The 19,635-nt window shown below is 33.5% G+C and carries 19 protein-coding genes and 2 pseudogenes; 4 read left to right on the forward strand and 17 right to left on the reverse strand.

Annotated features, from left to right (window positions below; translation table 11 throughout):
* Position 1 precedes the first annotated feature (1 nt).
* The 6 genes and pseudogenes from IGL30_RS06685 to IGL30_RS06710 all read right to left on the reverse strand — a co-directional run bounded on the left by IGL30_RS06685 (position 2) and on the right by IGL30_RS06710 (position 5,583).
* The gene (locus IGL30_RS06685) at positions 2-1,447 is read right to left on the reverse strand and encodes a glycoside hydrolase family 1 protein (RefSeq protein ID WP_123874747.1); all 1,446 of its coding nucleotides are present in this window, start codon (positions 1,445-1,447) and stop codon (positions 2-4) included.
* Positions 1,425-2,219: an alpha/beta hydrolase gene (locus tag IGL30_RS06690; RefSeq protein ID WP_249509704.1), complete on the reverse strand. Its 795-nt coding sequence runs from the start codon at positions 2,217-2,219 to the stop codon at positions 1,425-1,427. The genes IGL30_RS06685 and IGL30_RS06690 overlap by 23 nt, the downstream gene beginning before the upstream one ends.
* A 39-nt stretch (positions 2,220-2,258) precedes the next feature.
* Positions 2,259-2,519, reverse strand: a pseudogene (locus IGL30_RS06695) (ROK family protein); the annotation flags it as partial.
* 15 nt (positions 2,520-2,534) lie between these two features.
* Positions 2,535-3,176 (reverse strand): ROK family protein, encoded by a 642-nt coding sequence (locus tag IGL30_RS06700; protein WP_123906391.1) that lies wholly within the window; start codon positions 3,174-3,176, stop codon positions 2,535-2,537.
* Positions 3,169-4,272, reverse strand: coding sequence for a DUF871 domain-containing protein (locus IGL30_RS06705; RefSeq protein ID WP_088745743.1), 1,104 nt, complete (start codon positions 4,270-4,272; stop codon positions 3,169-3,171). Before IGL30_RS06705 ends, IGL30_RS06700 begins: the two co-directional genes overlap by 8 nt.
* Before the next feature lie 18 nt (positions 4,273-4,290).
* Positions 4,291-5,583: a PTS sugar transporter subunit IIC gene (locus tag IGL30_RS06710; RefSeq protein WP_088745744.1), complete on the reverse strand. Its 1,293-nt coding sequence runs from the start codon at positions 5,581-5,583 to the stop codon at positions 4,291-4,293.
* A gap of 153 nt (positions 5,584-5,736) precedes the next feature.
* Here IGL30_RS06710 and IGL30_RS06715 point away from each other — a divergent pair, with 153 nt between their 5' ends.
* The 3 genes from IGL30_RS06715 (at position 5,737) to IGL30_RS06725 (ending at position 7,225) form a co-directional block, all read left to right on the forward strand.
* Positions 5,737-6,069, forward strand: a complete 333-nt coding sequence (locus IGL30_RS06715; protein ID WP_014834623.1) for a hypothetical protein — start codon at positions 5,737-5,739, stop codon at positions 6,067-6,069.
* A 221-nt stretch (positions 6,070-6,290) separates the two neighbouring features.
* Complete coding sequence (locus tag IGL30_RS06720) at positions 6,291-6,785, forward strand: helix-turn-helix domain-containing protein (protein WP_185068135.1); 495 nt, start codon at positions 6,291-6,293, stop codon at positions 6,783-6,785.
* A gap of 215 nt (positions 6,786-7,000) precedes the next feature.
* Entirely contained in the window at positions 7,001-7,225 is a 225-nt protein-coding gene (locus IGL30_RS06725; protein ID WP_088745746.1) for an XRE family transcriptional regulator, read from the forward strand.
* A gap of 115 nt (positions 7,226-7,340) precedes the next feature.
* Here the strand turns inward: IGL30_RS06725 and IGL30_RS06730 are convergent, their stop codons facing one another.
* The 3 genes from IGL30_RS06730 to IGL30_RS06740 form a co-directional block, all read right to left on the reverse strand.
* Entirely contained in the window at positions 7,341-7,631 is a 291-nt protein-coding gene (locus IGL30_RS06730) for a hypothetical protein (RefSeq protein ID WP_123874746.1), read from the reverse strand.
* A 670-nt stretch (positions 7,632-8,301) separates the two neighbouring features.
* On the reverse strand, positions 8,302-8,499 hold the full coding sequence (locus tag IGL30_RS06735) for a cold-shock protein (protein ID WP_010718754.1): 198 nt from the start codon (positions 8,497-8,499) through the stop codon (positions 8,302-8,304).
* Between the two features lie 299 nt (positions 8,500-8,798).
* Complete coding sequence (locus IGL30_RS06740) at positions 8,799-8,993, reverse strand: hypothetical protein (protein WP_123874744.1); 195 nt, start codon at positions 8,991-8,993, stop codon at positions 8,799-8,801.
* Between the two features lie 373 nt (positions 8,994-9,366).
* Between IGL30_RS06740 and IGL30_RS06745 the strand changes: the two are divergent.
* Positions 9,367-9,650, forward strand: a pseudogene (locus IGL30_RS06745) (transposase); the annotation flags it as partial.
* Between the two features lie 279 nt (positions 9,651-9,929).
* Here the strand turns inward: IGL30_RS06745 and IGL30_RS06750 are convergent.
* The 8 genes from IGL30_RS06750 to IGL30_RS06785 all read right to left on the reverse strand — a co-directional run bounded on the left by IGL30_RS06750 (position 9,930) and on the right by IGL30_RS06785 (position 18,761).
* Positions 9,930-11,078: a site-specific integrase gene (locus tag IGL30_RS06750; RefSeq protein ID WP_002390827.1), complete on the reverse strand. Its 1,149-nt coding sequence runs from the start codon at positions 11,076-11,078 to the stop codon at positions 9,930-9,932.
* On the reverse strand, positions 11,078-11,269 hold the full coding sequence (locus IGL30_RS06755; RefSeq protein WP_016171849.1) for a DUF3173 domain-containing protein: 192 nt from the start codon (positions 11,267-11,269) through the stop codon (positions 11,078-11,080). The genes IGL30_RS06750 and IGL30_RS06755 overlap by 1 nt, the downstream gene beginning before the upstream one ends.
* Before the next feature lie 585 nt (positions 11,270-11,854).
* Positions 11,855-12,595, reverse strand: a complete 741-nt coding sequence (locus IGL30_RS06760) for an endonuclease/exonuclease/phosphatase family protein (protein ID WP_002390828.1) — start codon at positions 12,593-12,595, stop codon at positions 11,855-11,857.
* A gap of 155 nt (positions 12,596-12,750) precedes the next feature.
* Complete coding sequence (locus tag IGL30_RS06765; RefSeq protein WP_002390829.1) at positions 12,751-14,202, reverse strand: hypothetical protein; 1,452 nt, start codon at positions 14,200-14,202, stop codon at positions 12,751-12,753.
* Between the two features lie 105 nt (positions 14,203-14,307).
* Positions 14,308-14,673, reverse strand: a complete 366-nt coding sequence (locus IGL30_RS06770; protein ID WP_002390831.1) for a hypothetical protein — start codon at positions 14,671-14,673, stop codon at positions 14,308-14,310.
* A gap of 102 nt (positions 14,674-14,775) precedes the next feature.
* Positions 14,776-16,518 carry a DUF2075 domain-containing protein gene (locus IGL30_RS06775; RefSeq protein ID WP_002390832.1) on the reverse strand — a complete coding sequence of 581 codons (1,743 nt, stop codon included), beginning with the start codon at positions 16,516-16,518 and terminating at the stop codon, positions 14,776-14,778.
* A gap of 50 nt (positions 16,519-16,568) precedes the next feature.
* Positions 16,569-16,904 (reverse strand): nucleotide pyrophosphohydrolase, encoded by a 336-nt coding sequence (locus IGL30_RS06780; protein WP_002390833.1) that lies wholly within the window; start codon positions 16,902-16,904, stop codon positions 16,569-16,571.
* Positions 16,905-16,916: 12 nt separating this feature from the next.
* Positions 16,917-18,761, reverse strand: coding sequence for a DNA/RNA helicase domain-containing protein (locus IGL30_RS06785; RefSeq protein ID WP_430618110.1), 1,845 nt, complete (start codon positions 18,759-18,761; stop codon positions 16,917-16,919).
* Positions 18,762-19,635 lie beyond the last annotated feature (874 nt).

Raw genomic sequence — 19,635 nt, forward strand, 5'->3', positions numbered from 1 at the left:
GTTATACCCCTTCCAAATTGCTGCCATTACTTGCAATGATCTTTTGATACCAAAAATAACTGTCTTTTTTGTAACGCTTAAGGCTTCCTTTTTGCCACTCATCTTGATCAACATATACAAATCCATAGCGCTTTTGATAGCCATTTAACCAACTAAGTAAATCAGTATATGACCAAGTACAATAACCTAAAACTTCGACCCCGTCTGTTAAAGCTTCTTGAATCGCTTGAATATGATTTTTGAGATACGTGATTCGATAGCTGTCATGAATCTGGTTATTTTCAGTTAATTTATCGTATTCCCCTAGCCCGTTTTCAGTAATGATGATGGGTGTTTGATAACGACTAGCAATTCTTCTTAAAGCAATTCTCAGCCCACTTGGATCAATCTCCCAATCCCAATTTGTTCGTTCAACAAAAGGATTTGGGACTTTTTTGTAGACTCCTGGAAGACCACTTTCTCCAGAAGTTCCTTTTTTACCAGTCGTATTCATTTCACCAAAACCAACTCCTGTTAGCGAATTAAATCCATTGGTTGTTGACTGATAATAATTGATCCCTAAAAAGTCTGGTTTGGCACTTGCTAACAACGCCATATCTCCTGGTTCAATTTCAGGTGCCCAGCCCTTTTCTTCTAAATAGCGCAAAGCAGCTAGCGGATAACGCCCCTGCATGTAAATATCCATCCAAAAATTTGCAAGTAGATCCTCCGCATTTTCTGCAGCAAGAACGTTTTGGGGATTACTATCAATGGCATAGTTTGGAGAATAAGCAAAACTTGGTCCAATCTTACCTGGCATCTCTAATTCATGAAATTTATTGATTACTGCTGCATTTGCAAGATTTGCCATATGATTTGCATGATACATACGCTTAGGATCACTAACTCCTGGTGGATGAGCAGCTAACAAATACCCATGGGAAATAAATATGTTCTGCTCATTCAAGCTTATCCAATAATGAACTTTTCCACGAAATGCTTCAAACAATACTTGGGCATAGTTGGTAAAATCTTCGATAATTTTTCGAGATTCCCATCCTTGATACTCTTCTTGTAATGCTTGAGGAAGATCCCAATGATATAACGTCAACATAGGTTCAATGTCATTGTCGATCAATTCATCCACTAAACGTTGATAAAAGGCTAAACCAGCTTGATTGATTGCTCCTCTGCCGTTAGGAAAAATCCGAGTCCACGACACGGAAAATCGATAAGTTTTCAAGCCTTGTTCTTTCATTAATGCAATATCTTGTTTAAAACGGTGATAGTGATCAACTGCAATTTCTCCTGTTGTTCCTTTAAATGTTTTACCAGGAATTTTTACGAATTTATCCCAAACAGATTCTCCTTTGCCATCTTCATCATAAGCACCTTCTACTTGATAGGCCGCTGAAGCAGAGCCCCACAAGAAGTCTTCTGGGAAGTCATTTAATTTTTGATGTTCCATTTTCTACACCCTTTTCATTTTCTTCATACCAGTCTAGTACCTTAAAAATTTGTTTATCCCAATAGCCCCATTCGTGACTTCCATTAGAATAATCGGTTGTCAATTGGTACTTTTTCTTGTGACATTCTTTTTCAAAAGCTTTTGTATGGTCATATAAAAAATCTTGATAGCCACAGCAAGCAAAATAGTTCGTTGCTTCTTTACCGAGACCCGCTTCCAACATTGTAAAAAGATTTTCTGATTCCGCTTGTGCAAAATTTCCGAAAATCCCTTGCCAATAGAGTTTTTCCTGGTCAGACATTGGTTGCCCAGTCAAAGACTGCTGCTTATTGTTCTTTAACCCGTTAACCACATCTAATGCGCCAGACAATGAAGCTCCATAGGCAAAATAATCACTACGTTTCATCGCTAGTTTGATCGCGCCATATCCCCCCATTGATAGTCCAGCAACGAGATGATCAGTTCTTTTTGAGGAAATATATGGGAAAAATTCATGACAAATCTGTAGTAATTCTTCCGAAATGAATTTCCAGTAATTCAGCCCGTATTTTGTATCTGTATACCATGACAAGTGTACATTTGGCATTACTACGATCATATTTTTATCTGAGACATAACGCTCGATATTAGAGCGCCTTAACCAAATTGTATGATCATCAGTCATTCCATGAAGCAAATATAAAATTTTATAAGTTTCAGATTCGGGAGCTTGTGACACACCGATTGAATGGTTCTGTCTTTGAGGGACGATCACCTTCATTGTCGTGTTCATATTCAATGTTTTGGAAAAAATTAATATCAAAAAGAGCTGTCATTGATTATCACCTATCTGTTGCATATCTATGATTTGTTTTACTGAACCAATTACACCGGCATCATTTGCCAATTTGCAAGGAATGACTTGGGGCATTTGAACGCTGGATAATACTCGGTACTCATGAATAATTCTTGTATAAGCTGCTTGTATCTCCGCCATAATCTGAGAATTTCCACTAACCCCTCCTCCTATCAAAATAGCTTCGGGTGCTATATACACACTAATGTTGGTTAGAAGTCGGGCAACATCATCTAAAAATTCATCTACATATTATTTAGCTAATGCATCTTTTTGTGCGGCCAAATCAAAGATATACTTGGCATCCTTCACTTCTTTCCCAATCGCTAAGCTGTATTTGCGACATAAACCGCCGACAACACCCGCATGTAATGAAGTAGAATCCAGTTTATATTCCTGATTTTCTCTACCCATTAAAGAAACACCGAACTCACCAGCTAAACCACCTTGCCCCCAATAAAGCTTACGATCAATCACGATCGCCCCTCCAATAGCGGAGCCTAAAGTCACGCAGACATAATTACTATAGTTCGCCCCATTTCCAAGCCAACCTTCAGCTAAGGCAACCGCTTTACTATCAGTAATGATTTCCACTGGTAGTTGTAAATGGTCTTGAGCAATTTCTTTAACGTTCAAGCCAATCAATTTTTTTATGGAGCCTGCTGTTTGCATCGTTCCATCATGATTTATCACTCCTGGTAAACTAATTCCTACACCAGAAATATCTAAATACTGTTGTTGCTCGTTTAAATAATTTTTCAAATCGGTCAAAATTTGTGTCATATCATTTGTACTAGTGATTTTTTCTTTTTTTATTATCTGTCCTGTAGAATCAACTATCCCTAATTTAATAAAGGTCCCCCCGATATCGACACCTAAGTAATAGCTAGTCATACTGTTTGTTCACCTCACAAAATCTAAAATCTTCAAAGCGTTGTATGTTTTTCATCTCAAATAACCGATCTTCCGGAATATGCCCCACAAGATTGATTTTTTTATCACCAGGGCGATCTTTCAAAGCAATTTGAACTTCACCTTTATATTGCCCATAAGCCTCATTTAAAATGAGAATATCCCCTTTTTTGATCATCTGAACTGGGTGATTGCTAGGCAATGGTTTATCTACAATCTTAGCGCGAAGCCTAGTTGAACGAATCATATAATCCGAAGAGTCTCCTCGATAGTTATGCGTGTAGTCAAATAAGAGCTGTCGTTCGAATGCAGTAATATCTTCCACTAAGGTGATATCTATTTTTTTCATTGAATCTTTGGCAGCTTCACTGACTTGACGTAATTCTTCTTCTGAGGCAAACATCGTACCAATCAGGACATCATCTATTAGACCACTTTGTAAAAGATCCCTCACTTGTATTCCTATTGGTAGGTGACGATGTTCCTCTAAGGTACAAAGCCCCTCTTGTAATGGCCAAGGACCATGTTCCCCGGACTGAGAAGTAACAAATGCTGCTGTCGTTAAATAACTTTGACAGAATTTTATTGAATACTGCTTAAACTGCTTTCTGGATAGCCCTGTATATTGCTGTGGGAAAAAATTATGGCAACCAGTAAGCTGCTTTCGATTCGGACCATAACCCAAAATTTGATCAAGATAATGAGAATAATTGCTCATATTTAATTCAATCTTGATACCATAAGGATTTTTAGTCATTTCAGCTTCTTCTTTCCCTGTCATACCAGCATCTAAGCGAATACAATTAATTCCCCAATCAGCTAAAAATGTTAAGTCTTTATAAGACTCTCCTAAAAGATCAAATATTGGTGGGATAAAATCAATGGCTACTTCAAATTCTTGCTCTCTTGCTTCTTTGATTATTTTTAAATATTTTTCCATGGACTCACTGACATTGTTCCGATCAATTTGAAGCAAGCTCAAGAATACACGTTGAAAGCCATACGATTTTGCTAAAGCTAAATAGTTTTTCATTTCATTAAATGAAGCTTTTTCTGGATATAAGGAAATTCCTAACACTGGATTTACTCCTAACAATTATTTATTTTTCATTTCTTCCTGTAGCTCTTTCATATCAGCGACTTTAACGAATGGGAACCAAATCAATGCCACAATTGCCGTGATAATAATGTAAATCAACAGGAATTGCCAGTTACTAATCAATGAAAACTTAACAAATCCTGGTGTTGTCCAAGGAATCGCTTCTGCCGTAGGATTATAGGGAATTGGCAAAATCGTACTCATTAATCCCCAAGAAACAAAACCTGCAACAAGTGGGCTTAAAACTAATGGTAAGAAAAAGATTGGATTCATTACTGTCGGAATCCCAAAGTTTAGCGGCTCGGTAATATTAAAAATCGTTGGCAACGCACCTAACTTAAACATTTCATTATAGCGAGCTGACTTAGAGAAGAATAAACAAATAACCAGACCAAGCGCATTTCCTGCAGCTCCACAAACACCATACACGAGAGAAGCCATGGCAAAAGGCAACGTGCTGCCATTGGTATAAGCATCGATATTAGCAGTCATCATTGTTAAGGTTACAGCTGAAAGTGGTCCAGATAACACAGCATTATGGATACCAAAGAACCACAAGAAAGCAATCAATACTTGAATAAAAATCATTGATACTGGATTAGCCATCAAACTATTCAACGGTGCACTAATCATTTCTGTAATAAAAGTAAAGATATCTCCAAAATCAGTAAACGAAAAAGCAATCCGAATGGCACATACAAATAAGAAAATCGTGGTCACAATAAACGTCGGTGCTAAGGAATCAGAAACCATTGGTGGCACTGATGCTGGTAATTTGATCGTAAAATTTTTCTTTGACAAGATAGAATACAATTTGGTAATTCCAATTGCAACGATCATTCCTACGAAAATACCTTGTCCTCCTAAATAATCAAATTTCACAGCATTGACTGTTGATTCCACCCATTTTCCCCCATCGTTGACATGCGTAACAACTTGTTGAGGGATTAAAATAAAATATGAAGCGAGAGAAATTAGACCTGCATTTTGTGAATGGACACCTAAGCGATTCGCATATGCATACGCAATATTATAAACTGCAAACAAACCCATTAGACCAATAGAGGCATTACTAACAGCGGCTAGACCAGGTGCTAAGTTCATGTCCTGTAACCATTTAAGCCAAGCAGGAATCGGGAAATTTGCCAAAATTAAAATGAACGCAGATCCAATCGTCGCTGGACTTGTTCGAATAAATCCTTCAGATAGTGCTCCTAAGATATTATTGTTTTGCATCTTTGCTGAAAGCGGCAACAAATTATTGTTTAAAAACGCTTCGAATTTTTTCATTACTCAATACTCCATTCTACTATGTTTAAATAAATGTTTTTTTGATCAAGTACTTTAATCATCCATAGTATAAACAATGATTATGAATAGATATACCAAAAAAGTGTTTCTTTTATTAAGAAAGTGTTTTATATTTTGAATGGAGGTGTTAGTATGTCGCCAATCCTTATTTCATTAATATCCATAACAGAAAAACTAGGCATTCCCGTCAGTGTGGTTGAAAAAACACTAAAAACAGAAGAAAATCAGCTTTCTGCTATTCAAATGTATAATATAAAACGAGAAATCTATGGAACTTTTTTATATAGTGACAGTTCATCGGAGACAGGTTATATGCAGATTACCTGTGGCCCATTACTCATGGCTGAGGTAAATTTTGGTTTAAAAGAAGCCGAGGATACCACACAAGAATTCAGACAAATCCTTACAAATCTATTTATATTAGCAAATCATCATTCACCAAAAAAATCGACGATAAGCAATTAAATCTAGAAGAATTTTACCAATCACAAACATTCTCTTATAATACTTTTTACGATATTGAAGAATACTATAAGTTAGAGTTGCTGCTCTTTTCTCATGTAAAAGATCGCAATAAATTAGCTGCAATAAAAACACTTGAATTATTTATCAAATATTACTATAAGAGCCTTACAAGCGATCAACTTAAATGTTTTTATTGTGCGCTCATTACATTACTTACACGAGTGGAAGTTGAAAAAGGTGTACCGGTAAGCAAAGTTTTTAATAGACAGTTTCAGTACTATGAATATTTACAGGAAATTCGTGATATCAATAAGTTTGAAACATTAGCTAAGCAAGCCATTCATGACTTTTTGGCTCATCCAACCAATATTCCTAAAAAAACCTATAGCCCTGTTACTGTATGTGTTCTTAACTATGTAGAAAATCATCTGTATGAAGCTATTTCTTTAAAAAATATCTGCGATGTTTTAAATCGGGATTCAAAATACGTGGGAAGGTTATTTTATAAAGAAGTTGGGATGCATTTTAAAGATTTCATGCATTTGAAGAAAATTGAAAAGGCCAAGTACTTTTTATTATTTTCTAACAAGTCCATCAATCAAATTGCCGAAGAACTATCATTTAGCACCCAGAGCCATTTCTCAACCGTATTCAAAAAGATCGTAGGCATAACCCCATATAAATATCAGCGCAATCGTGTCTATTATTCTTATTGAGTAGTGATAATAGTAGTAATCGCTCAGTTCAAGGATTAGGGGAAGCATGAAATCGTTAAATGGCTATCAGTTCTTTCGAAAAAGAGAATAACTATTCCTCAATCTGTTATAATATTTATGAAAATTATAGTGAACCTGTTCTTATTTCATTCGATAGCAACGCTAGTGATGAGTAGGTTAAGATATCTATATTATAAAATTAAGTAGGTGATAATATGAATTGGTTTGATCAGTACAAAAAAGATTTTGGTTTCAAAAGCAACTATCAAGTGAGTAAAAAAACAGGTATCACAGCGAGTAGTCTAACCCGTTTGAACAATTCCGATGATTGGAAAAATGTCAAAATTGGCACGATGCTTTTATTGGCAGAAGCGGTGGAAAAGAATCTTGATGGTCTAGTTAGATATCTTAATGAACAAAAAAAGCACTCAACCAAATAAAGGATGAGTGCTTTTTTATAATTTTTTTGCTAGTCTACGTCACTATATCTGCAAGAGGACTGATCATACCCTCCTAATAAATCTCTTATAATATCAAACGAACTTTTGATTTTTTTCAGGTCTTTAACACTCCGATTATTTCCATAGGAACAATCGTTCTTCCTCTGTAAACATTAACTAAATGAACGTCTTCTACATGAGTAGATATGATTTTTACCATTACAGAATAGGCATCTATTTTTTTTACTTCACCAACAAATGAGAAAATCCAAGGGAAATCTTTTCTTGGAATACAGCGACGCTTATCACCAACTTTTACTTTCTTGTGTTGTTTAGAATTTTTAGTTGGAAGATCTGCTACCAATCCTCCAATTCTGTATGCACTTTTATAAAATCCGTCTTTCAATTTTGATTCTTATTCCCTTATTTCTATCGATTATTTAATTACATTACTCACTGAGCATTGACTATAAATTTAATAAGAGATACACTTTTTTTAAAGTGATAGGGAGGAAAAACATGACACTTCTCAGCAAACTTAACACTAATATATTGGTATACACCGGAATGATTCTTGTTATACTTAATGCTATTTTTTTTGATTTCAACCTTTTCATAAATATTTTGGGATTTGCTCTTATCTTATTTTCAAGCAGTGTCATCAAATTAATTGGTAACTTTCTAAAAGATAATCACTAGTTGATTATCTTTTTTCTAAATAAATGCCTGTTGTGTCTCCTCCCCTTACTGCTGTTTTCAATTTTCAAACGCTTTTCTTACTTCATATCACATCATTAATAATTTTCGTTAATGTATCAGAAGAATAGATACGCTTATTTAGTTTTTTTATCCTGTTCATAAAGTCATTCGAGCTTCTCTATCGTCTCATCGTCTAGAAGACGATCTTGGACGTTTCCTCTAAAGTGCGACATCCACTTTATTCAGCTGTCTTACCTACTTTACGCTTCTTTGGTTAGGTACATACAATCTTCCTTGTAAGACTCGATGATACGACCGGATGCTTATGAGCCATTATATAAAAAAACCATCTCGATTGAGATGGTTAAAGTTCAATATTATTTTACGATATTTACCGCTTGAGGACCACGTTGTCCTTCTTCAATATCATAAGAAACAGCTTGACCTTCATCTAATGTTTTAAATCCATCGCCTTGAATAGCTGAGAAGTGTGCAAATACGTCATTTCCATCTTCACCAGTGATAAATCCAAAACCTTTATCTGAGTTAAACCATTTTACTGTACCGTTATTCATATATATTTCCTCCTAATACGTATATAATACGTGTTTTGTTGCAATTAATATTACTTGGTAAAAGGAGTTTTTATAGTGTGAATATATCGCTCAGATTACGTTTCAAATTAGATTACTTAATTACTATAACACGGATGCAATGGTAACACAAGGATAACTGCTTGATACACTTTTTAATACAAAATTTGGAGTAAATATTTAGAATGATTAATTAAAGGATGAAAAAATTGAAATTGAAAATAAACAACTAACGCCACTAATTACAATATTACATCATTTACTTAAAACTTTAATAAATATTATTTTTCTACTATATTGACTATTGCTTTTCCACAAATTAGTTCTTGTTCTAAAACTGATTTTATTTGCAATGCACATTCTTTTGAAAATGGTTCAGCCTCTTTCCATGATCCTAATAGTGGATAATTATTGATTACACTTTTGACATATTGTTTGTTTTTTACTTCTCGTGTTTGTACTTCTACATAATACATAGTGATACCTTCTTTATTAGTTTTTTATGTAAAGACTACTCTTATGAGTAGTCTCATAGATAATAAATCGCAGTAAAATACAGGAGATCTTTGTGAGGTTGATCGTAGTTACTACAAAATTTATTTTGTGCTACATAGTTTAACCTGAGTAATGCGAATACAACATGAAATATCTTGTAGCACACTATAATTATAATCTATTAAATTAAGTTTTTTTATTTTTTTTTGTTATATCTAATATAAAAAATATTACCTAATAATAAAAACATTATATTTAACCAAAAATGGCAGAATAGAAATACAATCTATTTTTTATAAAATAGATTAATCAAAAGCAACTAAAAAGAGCTACTCTTTCAAGTAGCTCTAAATAGATGTCATCAATCTTAAAAAGAAAAGAGATCATTCACTATTTGAGGACTGTTTATCCAGAGAAGTCAGCCAGCTACCTGAAACTTATGCGACAACTTTGCGAACATTTAAAAAGTTTCTGCCGCAGATCCAAAACGCCCTCCGCTACAGTTATTCAAACGGACCACTCGAATGTTTAAACAACCATATTAAAGTATTAAAAGCAATGCTTATGGGTTTCGAAATTTTTATCATTTCAAACGACGGATCATGAATCGACACGGTAAAACTATTTTAACCAAATAAAAAGAACAGAAAGAAGTTTTTCTTCTTTCTGCCCCAAATTATTCTAAGATTTCTCTTTACCAACATCATTTGACAAAGAGCCTGGGAAAACCGTGGGAAAAACAGATAAAAAAGGTCTAGCTCAATGGCTAGATCCTTTACTATTTCTTCGGTTCATCCTCATCCATCTTCGATTCCGACAACTAGCTTATAAAACCCGGTATATCAACATCGAAAATTCAAAAATCGGCTAAAAACGGCTCGTGACAGTAATTTGACAGCAGTAAATCGCAAAAAAAATTACACTTCAAATTTGGTAAACTCATCTGCTAAAGTTTGATTGGTATCGGGATAAAGATGCCCATACTTATCTAAAGTTGTCTTAACAGAAGAATGCCCCAAACGCTTTGATACAGCATAGATATTGTTATTATGTTCAATCAAAAATGCCACATGAGAATGTCGTAAACCATGTAAGTGAATCGGTTTGACACCAGCTACTTCAGCTAATTTTTTTACTCGACCTAAAAATGTCTTTGGGGATGGCGGTAAACCATCAAAGGTAAAAATAAAACCCAAGTCATCCCCAATTGTTTTTTGAGACTCTTTCCATTCCCTCAAGTCTTCCATCGTTTGCTTGTCTAGAGTAATCGTTCGGATACTTGAAGTATTCTTAGTATCTGAGAAATCATAATCCGTTCTTGTTCGAATATAAAGTGACTTACTCACACTACAAGTTCCTTTGCGAAAATCAATATCTGGCCATTGTAGCGCAAAAAGTTCTTCACTTCTTAGTCCAGTCACGAATAAAAAGCGCATCATTCGTTTATAAAATTCTTCTTGGAAATCACATCGATATGAACAATTGTATACTTTCTTAAATTCATCAACAGTCCAAAATGCCACAACCGATCGCTGGGTTCTGATTTTCCCAATAGTGTCTACCGGATTCTCCTCAATGACTTCCAAAACTACCGCACGCTTAAAAATAATCCGTAACTTATTAAAAATCTGTTTAATATAATTGTTCGAAAGCGGACGTATTTTTCCTTCTTTATTCGTGACAGAACATTCTTGAACAAGAAATTGTTGAAACTCTTGAATATGAATCGGTCGAATTTTTTCCATTTGCATTTTTCCAAAATAAGCTAAAGCACGTTTTAAAGTCTTATCGGTTTTTACATAGGTTTTCTCAACCGTCCCAAGTTTATACCACGGAAAAAAATACTTCTTATAAAACTCACGAAAAGTAATCCCTTGTAAATAAACTTCTTGAGAATCAGAATAATTCTTTTTCAATTCCTCCATCGCATCTTTTGCTTCTTTTTGCGATTTAAATCCTCTTCTAGTGGGTTGAATTCTCTTTCCGAAACGATCATAACCCAAAGTTAATGAAAAATACCACGTTCCTCTCTTCTCGTCTTTGTACACATTTGCAACTCTTCTCATCAGTATTCATCCTCCCAAGAAATGTGTAAGACCTCTTCAATGACACTCACGGGTATCCTTTTAATCTTGCTATTTCGATAAAAAGAATACCCATTAGTGACCAAAAGAGCTTTGCATTCCCTGAAGATCTTGTCAGCGTAATACCGCGAAAATCCCAACTTGATAATATCTTGCCGAGTGGCTGTTTTCATTCTATCGCCTTCTCTTTCCTATGTCAGCGCCTCACGAAAAAACATAAGTTACAAATTATAAAAAAATTTATTCATCTACCAGCTGCTCATGTCAAAAGCACATAGGATTTTCACCTCTCCCCAGTGATGGCGAGCCGATTTGGTTACGGAAGTATCATTATTACATTTGCAGATTATGGCTCTAATTCGACAATTCTTTTCTGAATTATTTATCGCTCCGATTACTCATCATGGCGTAATTAGGAAATGCTCCCCGCAAATGGAAAGTACTGATAGATTTTTGTATTCAATTTTCAAAGGTCATTTTTTCTTTACACTAATAAAGACAATTGAGAATGCAAAAAAGCAACTCTCTTTGAAAGAAAGTTGCTTTCTTTAGAAATTTAAGTTCATTGATGTTGATTGAAGATAGTTGATATTTCAATGGTATTAAAATGGAGATAGTTGCTCTATTAATAATGAAGCATCATAATTAGTTTTCTGGTCGTATTCAAGTTGCGTGGCGTACTTTTGATAGGAATTTTATTTTCAAAGTCGGCTTGTCTTATTTGAGTTTCAAAAAAATAACAAAAAAAATCTGATAAGCTAATTGTCAGCTACATCTTTGAGTTGCAATTCAGAAAAAATCACAGCATGATCACTTAAACTTTCAAATTCGTTCCAAGAGTGTTCTATATATTTAATAGTCAGATTGGTAAAAATTCTATCAATTCTTGTTTTTTGAGACGGGTTGGTTGTGGATTCTCCTTTTTTAATTGCATTTCCATCAAGCCAAGCATCATATTGATTAGCAAGTATTTTTAGATGTGTGAAATCATACTGAGGAAAATTTACACCCTTAGAATCTGTATCACAATTTATATCCCCAGCTACGATAAAATTCGTTCTTTTTTTTACTTGTGAATCAATCCAATCAATCATTCTAGTAAAGATTTCAGGGCAAAAATTAGAACCAAAACTAGCAGGATATATTCCAAGAACACTTAAGAACATATCATTTTTCAGGACAAAATCAACTTGCACCCCACGATGAATAAACCATTTTGCACTATAGTCTTCAAAAGAACAATCATCCTTGAGAGTATCTATTTTAATCCCTACTACACTTCCCAATGTTTTTTCTCTGCTAGCTGGTAATCCAAAGATTTTATACTCTGGCAAATCAAACTCTTCAACTTCACAATCTTGTGAAACTTCAGTTATGAAAAAGAGTGTTGGGTCTTTAGAAGCAATCTTTTCTTTTATACTCAAGTTATGTTTCTTCCTTTGATCAGCAATACGATAATAATTATTCATAGCATTTATTGCTAAAACAGTCACTTCCACAGATATTCACCCTTTCTAAAAAAGTACTTCAGAGTTATTTAAGTTTTCAGATATCCCCCCATGGTTCCTAATTCTCATTTGTTTTCTTTCTTTTTAACCTGATCGTCTGACTTAGTTACTTAATCTTTAGTAGAAGCTATTAGCTATCCATTTTATTAGCCAAGCATTATTTTTCTTGTAATTTCATTCAGAAAATTTTGTTGCGGAGCATTAGTTTGAGACACTTTCTTTCCCTCTAACATTTTAATAAAATCTTTATCCATAATTGGAATAATCAAACTTCTCATATCTGTATAAAAATCTTGACAACGTTTTATTATAGCCTCTTCATTTTCAGTTTTTCTAAATACCAAGAAACCAAATTGTCCATTGTTTACAGAAAAACGTCCATTTAATTGATCAAATTCTGGATTTAATACTTCGCCTGTATAGTTTTTGCATTCAATAAATACATATGAACAAGGAATTTTTTTATTATTCGACAATGTATAAAAGAACCCCTCTTTGGATGCATTATCGTATGTGATATCAATTCTTTTTCTACCATCGTGAAGAGGCTGCTCCTTTACTGGATTAATTAAGTCTGGATAAAACAGAAATGTCATTGTACCAATAATGAGGTTATGATAATCGTTGGCATCTTTTTTCCCAGAAGGTATAGTTTTAAATTTGCTAATTAAGCTATCAATTAATCCAATGTAAACTTCATCATAATGATTTTCGATTAGTTCAGAATCATCGATTGATTTAACCTTATCTTTTGCTTGAACTTTAAAGTGGTCATATATTTCTGGGTGCTCCTTAGTAAACTTTTGCAAAAAAACTTTTTTATCAAATCCATACTCCTCTTTTAAATCTTTTTTTGTAACGTATTTTTCTCCATTTTTTCTTTCCTTGACTAGACTTGAACCAATTCTTAGTTCTCTTTCTTTCAGGTAAAAGTAAACAGGGTTATTAGCATACACGTTATAATCATAGAAATAGTTCTCAATTTTACATACTATTGCTTTGGGAACCAAAATTACAGGCTTCCCCTCAATTACTAACATATCTTCATAACTATTATTCCAAGAGTGTAATTCCGTGTCCCAATAAATTCCAGACGGAGCATTGGTTAACGATATACCATGTAAGTACATTTGGTCTTTTGTATATTCAATTAAATGTTTTCTAATAACATTAATCGTCAAATCAGATAGTTTATCATGACCAATATTTGGGACAAATATTTTTATATCACTTGACGTATTGATTACACCGTCTTCTACTGCTTTACTTTCCATAATATAATTGAAAAGTTTGCTAGATTCATCTTTTCCTAATCCTTTACCATGTGTCCCCGATTTGGACAGTCCAAAACAAACTTCTTCAGGTTCATTAAATCTAAAATATTCTTTTGCCTTATTTTCTTCTCCTTTTTCCAAAAGATTCAAAACAAATTGAAAATAATTTTCCAATGTTCTATGAGCCTTTTTTGACCACTTGTCTTCTCTTATCGATAAAAAGTACGGATCTAAAAATAAAGCTGTGTCATTATCCAAATCAATATCTACAAAATCCAATTCACTCTGATTACGTTCTAATTTCAATTTTTCACTTATCTTCAAAGATACCAACTCCATTTTAATTATCTAAACTTACTAGTTCTGTAGTTGATCAAAATAATAATTATTTACTTTATAATTTCTATTATGAAAGCTTGATTATCTCATTTACACATATGTGCTAACTTTTTTCAACCAATCCCCACTAACAAAATACGGATTATCTTTATCGTTTTCTTTTTCAATTAAGATCACATCATCATGAGTTGCTGCTACAAAAAAAGATTCTCCTTTGGAATATTTAAGCCCACCATCGCCAACTCCGGTCTCTGTAAAAATGAAAGTTGTCAAACTGGCTTCTTCTATTTTTGATGCACTCTTTTTTTTAACCAATTTAACTACTTTCTTCCCCCCTGCTTCTACAGTTCTAATTATTGCGTAACCACCTGTAGCCACAAGTACTAATAAAATTTTTGGTCCACCAACTTTTTTTGCTAAAGTTGTCATTAATTGATACCAACCTAAATTTCCCATGTTATTTCCCTCCGTCATACATTTTGATTTTAGTCCTACTGATACCTTGAATCACTTAATCAACAACTCTAATTTTATTTAAAAATGATGTATTATATCCTCTTATTCAATTTGAAGTGTATCTCTCATATATTTCTTAAATGATTCATTCTTCCAAAAACCAATTCGCACGCCATCAATTCCCCTAGTTAGCAAAATATAATAGATGTTCAATACAAACAGTGTAAATTCATTTTTGTTCTCCGGATTAGCATCATTCTTTGAAAATTTACCATTTACATTGTGAAAATTATCGGGATTACCAAAAAGACGTCCTGACTCATCGACTTGTAAATCATTTCCAATCAATACCCCGACCTTATTCAAGTCAATTCCTTGAACAGCAAAAACCGATCCGACCTGGTCCTCTGCATCGGGATCTTTCGAATTAATCCAATTTTCTTGTGTAGAATTCCATCGTTTGTGAAGACTCCCTTCGTGCCAATGGGTAATCTCTGGATCCTTACCATCTGATTGTTTCCAAGGTTCAACCAATCCTCCCAAGACTCTATTAACATGATCACTATGATAATTTCTATCTTCTTCTATCCAATCAAACAAATTAGCTAAAGGGTTATCTTCAAAAAATCCGTAATAAGCATCGATATCCCTATCGCAAAATACTGACCGGTTAAAATTTGGATTATAATTTGTTTCTGATAATAAGTCGGTATCTTTATATAGTAAGTATTTGATACCATTTATATAGTCATCTGAAGTATACGATTTACCTTCAGGAGCTTGAATTCGAAATTGTGTAGTCAGATATTTCTTTTCGAATTTTTCTGTAGCTCTACTAAACTGCTCTCGAGTCATATTCGCTGGTCGAATTGCTTGTAAAACGTCGTACATCAGAATAAGTTGCTTCCCAATCTCTTTCAAAGGCTCTAGGTGATTATCATCTAAGTTGAATCTACCTTTGTATACATTATTGAACGAAGCCATTTGTTTAGCATATTTTCGTGATAGCTTATGAGACTCATCAACAATCACTACATCAAAGTCCTTATCCTGATTAATCAGTTGAGTAGAAGTTGCTACAGTAAGATTTTTTCCATTCATACCATACACTTTGAAAATTTCTTGAGCTGTCTTAATCCAATTTGGTTGTACAACTACAGCAATTGTTTTATCAGATTGCTCATCCAAAAATTTTGCAACCAAATGCGTTAATAGAACTGTTTTTCCCGTTCCTGCATCTCCATTGATTACAAAATTTTTTTCTGGATTTGAAAGTATTTCATTGATAAGATCCATTTGTTGTTGGGTCAATTCTTTTATTGGACTATATTTAACCAAAGCTTGATTTCTAAGTTCACCAATAGTAGGTGTTTTTACCCAACCTTTGCTATATAGCTCCTCCCAAAAAGGTAGAACCACTTCAGTAGCAATAGCCTCACGTTCTTTATAACTATTCGTGTAGTTCCCCTTAGTAAGATTGATTACTTCACTGGTTTCATACTCAACTAAATTTCTTCGTGATTTAGAATTATCAGCAAAAAAATAAGTGATAAGCTGATTCTCAACATCATTTAAAGCAGAGCCATTGAACAGCGCAGAAAAAAGTACAATAACTTGATCAAAGTTTGCTTCATTAAATTTTTCTTCAGCCCCGTTATAATGTTGCTCATGTCTAGTTTTAAAATGTTTTGATTGACCGATATACACTTTATTGGACTTCGTACTTCTATAAATATAAATAATATCCCCTTTTTTTAATTTTTCTTGTTGTACTTTCCGTAATTGATTAAATCCAACAAGCGTCGTTCCTTCCACATCCAACATAATATAGGCATATTTCGCCATCCGTTACCCACCTTAATATAATCAAATTTTCTCTACTCTAAACCAAATAATTAGAAGTTAGTATATTTCGTTTTTGATCCTTTACTCTTATTGATTGGATATTTCTGCTGATTTTTGTTTAATTTTTCTTTTACTACTTGCTCGATGTCCAAATTTAAATTATCTGCCAACATAAAAGAATAAATTAAAACATCGGCTAACTCATCCTTTAGGGCAAGCAGATTCTCAGTTCCCTCTTCTGCTGTTTTCCATTGGAATAGCTCTAACAGTTCACTAGCTTCCAAAGAAATCGAAATAGCTAAATCCTTTTCATTATGAAATTGCCGCCAGTCTCTCTCATCACGAAATTTATTAATTAATTCGGTTAATTCTTGAATCTCTGACATAATTGAACCCACCTATCTTTTTATAACACTCATAACATAGTCTTCGGTATCCTTATCATTAAACCACAAGAAAATCCCTTTTCTTGCTCTTGTTAACAAGACATAGTATTGGTTTAAAAAAATCTCCAAAACTTCATCACAAGCTGCTTCAGAGTAATTATGGGAACTTAAAAAACGTTCAACCTGCTTAACAAAAGTTTGATCTTTAACTTTTGCAAGATCAAAAACCCACTTGCTGAGGCTTTTATCCCACCGTAAATCGTCATACCAAATGAATTCCGTGTAATCATAATCCAATCCTTGTGCTGTATAGACGGATCCAACTTGATTAAAAGATATTTCATCAGTATCTTTATACCAATCGTACTGATTCCTCATGGGGTTCCACTGTTTTTGAAATTTCGTTCCATCTTTATCTCGAATCTCAATATCATTCCTAATAGTAAGATTATTTTTAGATTTCCAAGGCCAATCATAAGGCGCAAACCATTTTGCAGTTTCACCTAATTCTTTCATCTTTAATAATTGCTCATCGATTACTTTCAAAGAGTGTGATAACACAATATCAAAGGTATTATTGCTTGAGGTTGCTTTTTTACAATCAAAGAGTAATTTATGAATTCTATTTACATAATCACCCTGATTTCCTGATCTCTTTTGAACGATTAAATCGAAAATATCTGGTTCAATTCCTAACTTATATAGTGCCTTTTGATAATTTGAAAGCGTCCCGACTTCCTCTAATAAAACCCGTTGATGATCATCTTGTAGAAATACTACAATTTTGGGTCTTTTACTGTAGCTAAACAAACTCTTAATAGTCTTATTGATATCAGTATCTCTATGCGCTTCGTCAACTACAACTAATGAATAGTCCTTCAACGCAATACCATTCAAATAGGGAATATGTTGCATCAAACCTGCTTCATTTTTAACTACTTCTCGTAACATTCTACTTTTAGCGAAAGTAAAAACCATATCATTGATTTTAAGACCATGTTGCTGAGCAAGAAAAAGTAAGTGAATACCTATAATTGTTTTTCCAGTGCCCGCAGCACCTCTTATAATAATTGCCGTATTTCTATGGTTTTGAGTGAATTTTTTAAATAACCGGCTTATTTGTGCTGAAATTTCAATTTGATCTGCCAACATAATCGCATTATCTTTTTGATTGAGGACACTCCGCAAACCGTTAAAGCCAACTTGCCCAATAATGTATTTTCCCTCAAGAAACTCTGTAGCGACTTGCTCTCCGTTTATCGTTACATCGAAATGTTTTTTTAGGTGATTAACTAAAAGTCGCTCTTCCCCTTTAACAAAAAAACCGACAGATAATTTTTGATAGTCTTCATACATTTCAGAGAAAAAGGCATTTTTGTCTCCAATAAAATTATGTAAATATTGAATTGCATATAAATCGATTTTTTTATTGGCAACAATTTCATGATGGGCTTTTAAATCTCGTGCATAGTTCACTGTCTGGTAAATCGGATGTAACCTATACTCATTTCTATTTCCGATACAAACATTTACATTCGTTTTTTGTTTCTCGATATTAGGAGCAAGTTTTTCCCACTGTTTTAACTCAACAATAATTGCAGTAGGTTGATGCTGACTAGAATAACCAAAGATAATAGCGTCAATTCTTCTATCTGCAGTTAGTGAATATTCAGCTGCTAGCCACAAATTGCCAAAACTTTGTTCATTAAGAAGTTGAATCAGTAAGTATAAGGAATTTTTCCAGGATAATTGTTCTTGAATTGAATGATCAATATCGACTTGAAGCATGTTCTCTACTAATTCTTCACAAGATAAACGTGCTAACTTCGATATTTCGCCATTAAGCAAGCAACCCATCAAAACTGCTCCTCTCTAAAAATATATATACTTAATTATACGCTTCATATCGCTTTCAGAAAAGATTAACTCGATGGAATTATATTTAAATATGATGGATCATAATTATATAGGTAGAATGATACTCCTCTAAAATTCATAAAGTTTAATTTCATAATGAACAAATAAAAAAAGGACAAACGAAACGTTACCTTGCAAAACCGACTTCGTTACTCCTTTTTTTAATTTATTATGACAAACACAAACTTGTCTTCCATAACACGAATATAAGCTGAAGTCTTTTGAATTTCAATTTACTATTTCTTTTATGCTTCATAGATATTTCCTCCAAATTTTCTTTTTCACTTTAAAATTCTATTCTTTACAAGTTAGTATTATCAATCGACTAAATAGCACTACTAAATAGCACTATAAATGAATGTAATAAAGTTTATTATGCTAAATCCTAGCATTACTTATTTAGTTGTTTTTTTGATCGCAACATAGCAAAATGTTACAAGTATCAAAACGGTTCCTATTATGACTATCACCATGTTTACAACATCCTTAGAAAAGGGCGTCAAAAGAGAATATACTACCAATAAAAATAACACACACAAAGCCAGCACAATATATTTTCGTTTCATTTTTACTCCCACCTCTGCAAAATGCGACTGCCATCCTTACTTATATCCCTGTAAAATCTACTCTCTTCCAGAAGTTACATCGTCATTTTTTCCCGCGGCTAAGCAACTCATTATAATTGCTCCCAGCATACATCCTATAAATAAGCCTAATAAAAACAGAAGCATAATAAAACCTCCCTAAATTTTTTTATATCATTCAAAATCAAAGAAAGGTAGGTCCAAAGCTTTGTACCTACCTTTCGGGAATG

It is taken from the genome of Enterococcus sp. DIV1089c, from assembly GCF_050530965.1.
GTDB classification, from domain to species: Bacteria; Bacillota; Bacilli; order Lactobacillales; family Enterococcaceae; genus Enterococcus_B; species Enterococcus_B hirae.

Coding starts and splice junctions, on each gene's coding strand:
- IGL30_RS06735 (WP_010718754.1), bottom strand. CDS start 8,499: ATGAATAACGGTACAGTAAAATGGTTTAACTCAGATAAAGGTTTTGGA.
- IGL30_RS06690 (WP_249509704.1), bottom strand. CDS start 2,219: ATGAACACGACAATGAAGGTGATCGTCCCTCAAAGACAGAACCATTCA.
- IGL30_RS06715 (WP_014834623.1), top strand. CDS start 5,737: ATGTCGCCAATCCTTATTTCATTAATATCCATAACAGAAAAACTAGGC.
- IGL30_RS06780 (WP_002390833.1), bottom strand. CDS start 16,904: ATGTCAGAGATTCAAGAATTAACCGAATTAATTAATAAATTTCGTGAT.
- IGL30_RS06770 (WP_002390831.1), bottom strand. CDS start 14,673: ATGGGAAATTTAGGTTGGTATCAATTAATGACAACTTTAGCAAAAAAA.
- IGL30_RS06755 (WP_016171849.1), bottom strand. CDS start 11,269: ATGAAAACAGCCACTCGGCAAGATATTATCAAGTTGGGATTTTCGCGG.
- IGL30_RS06750 (WP_002390827.1), bottom strand. CDS start 11,078: ATGAGAAGAGTTGCAAATGTGTACAAAGACGAGAAGAGAGGAACGTGG.
- IGL30_RS06700 (WP_123906391.1), bottom strand. CDS start 3,176: ATGACTAGCTATTACTTAGGTGTCGATATCGGGGGGACCTTTATTAAA.
- IGL30_RS06685 (WP_123874747.1), bottom strand. CDS start 1,447: ATGGAACATCAAAAATTAAATGACTTCCCAGAAGACTTCTTGTGGGGC.
- IGL30_RS06775 (WP_002390832.1), bottom strand. CDS start 16,518: ATGGCGAAATATGCCTATATTATGTTGGATGTGGAAGGAACGACGCTT.
- IGL30_RS06725 (WP_088745746.1), top strand. CDS start 7,001: ATGAATTGGTTTGATCAGTACAAAAAAGATTTTGGTTTCAAAAGCAAC.
- IGL30_RS06785 (WP_430618110.1), bottom strand. CDS start 18,761: ATGGGTTGCTTGCTTAATGGCGAAATATCGAAGTTAGCACGTTTATCT.
- IGL30_RS06710 (WP_088745744.1), bottom strand. CDS start 5,583: ATGAAAAAATTCGAAGCGTTTTTAAACAATAATTTGTTGCCGCTTTCA.
- IGL30_RS06740 (WP_123874744.1), bottom strand. CDS start 8,993: ATGTATTATGTAGAAGTACAAACACGAGAAGTAAAAAACAAACAATAT.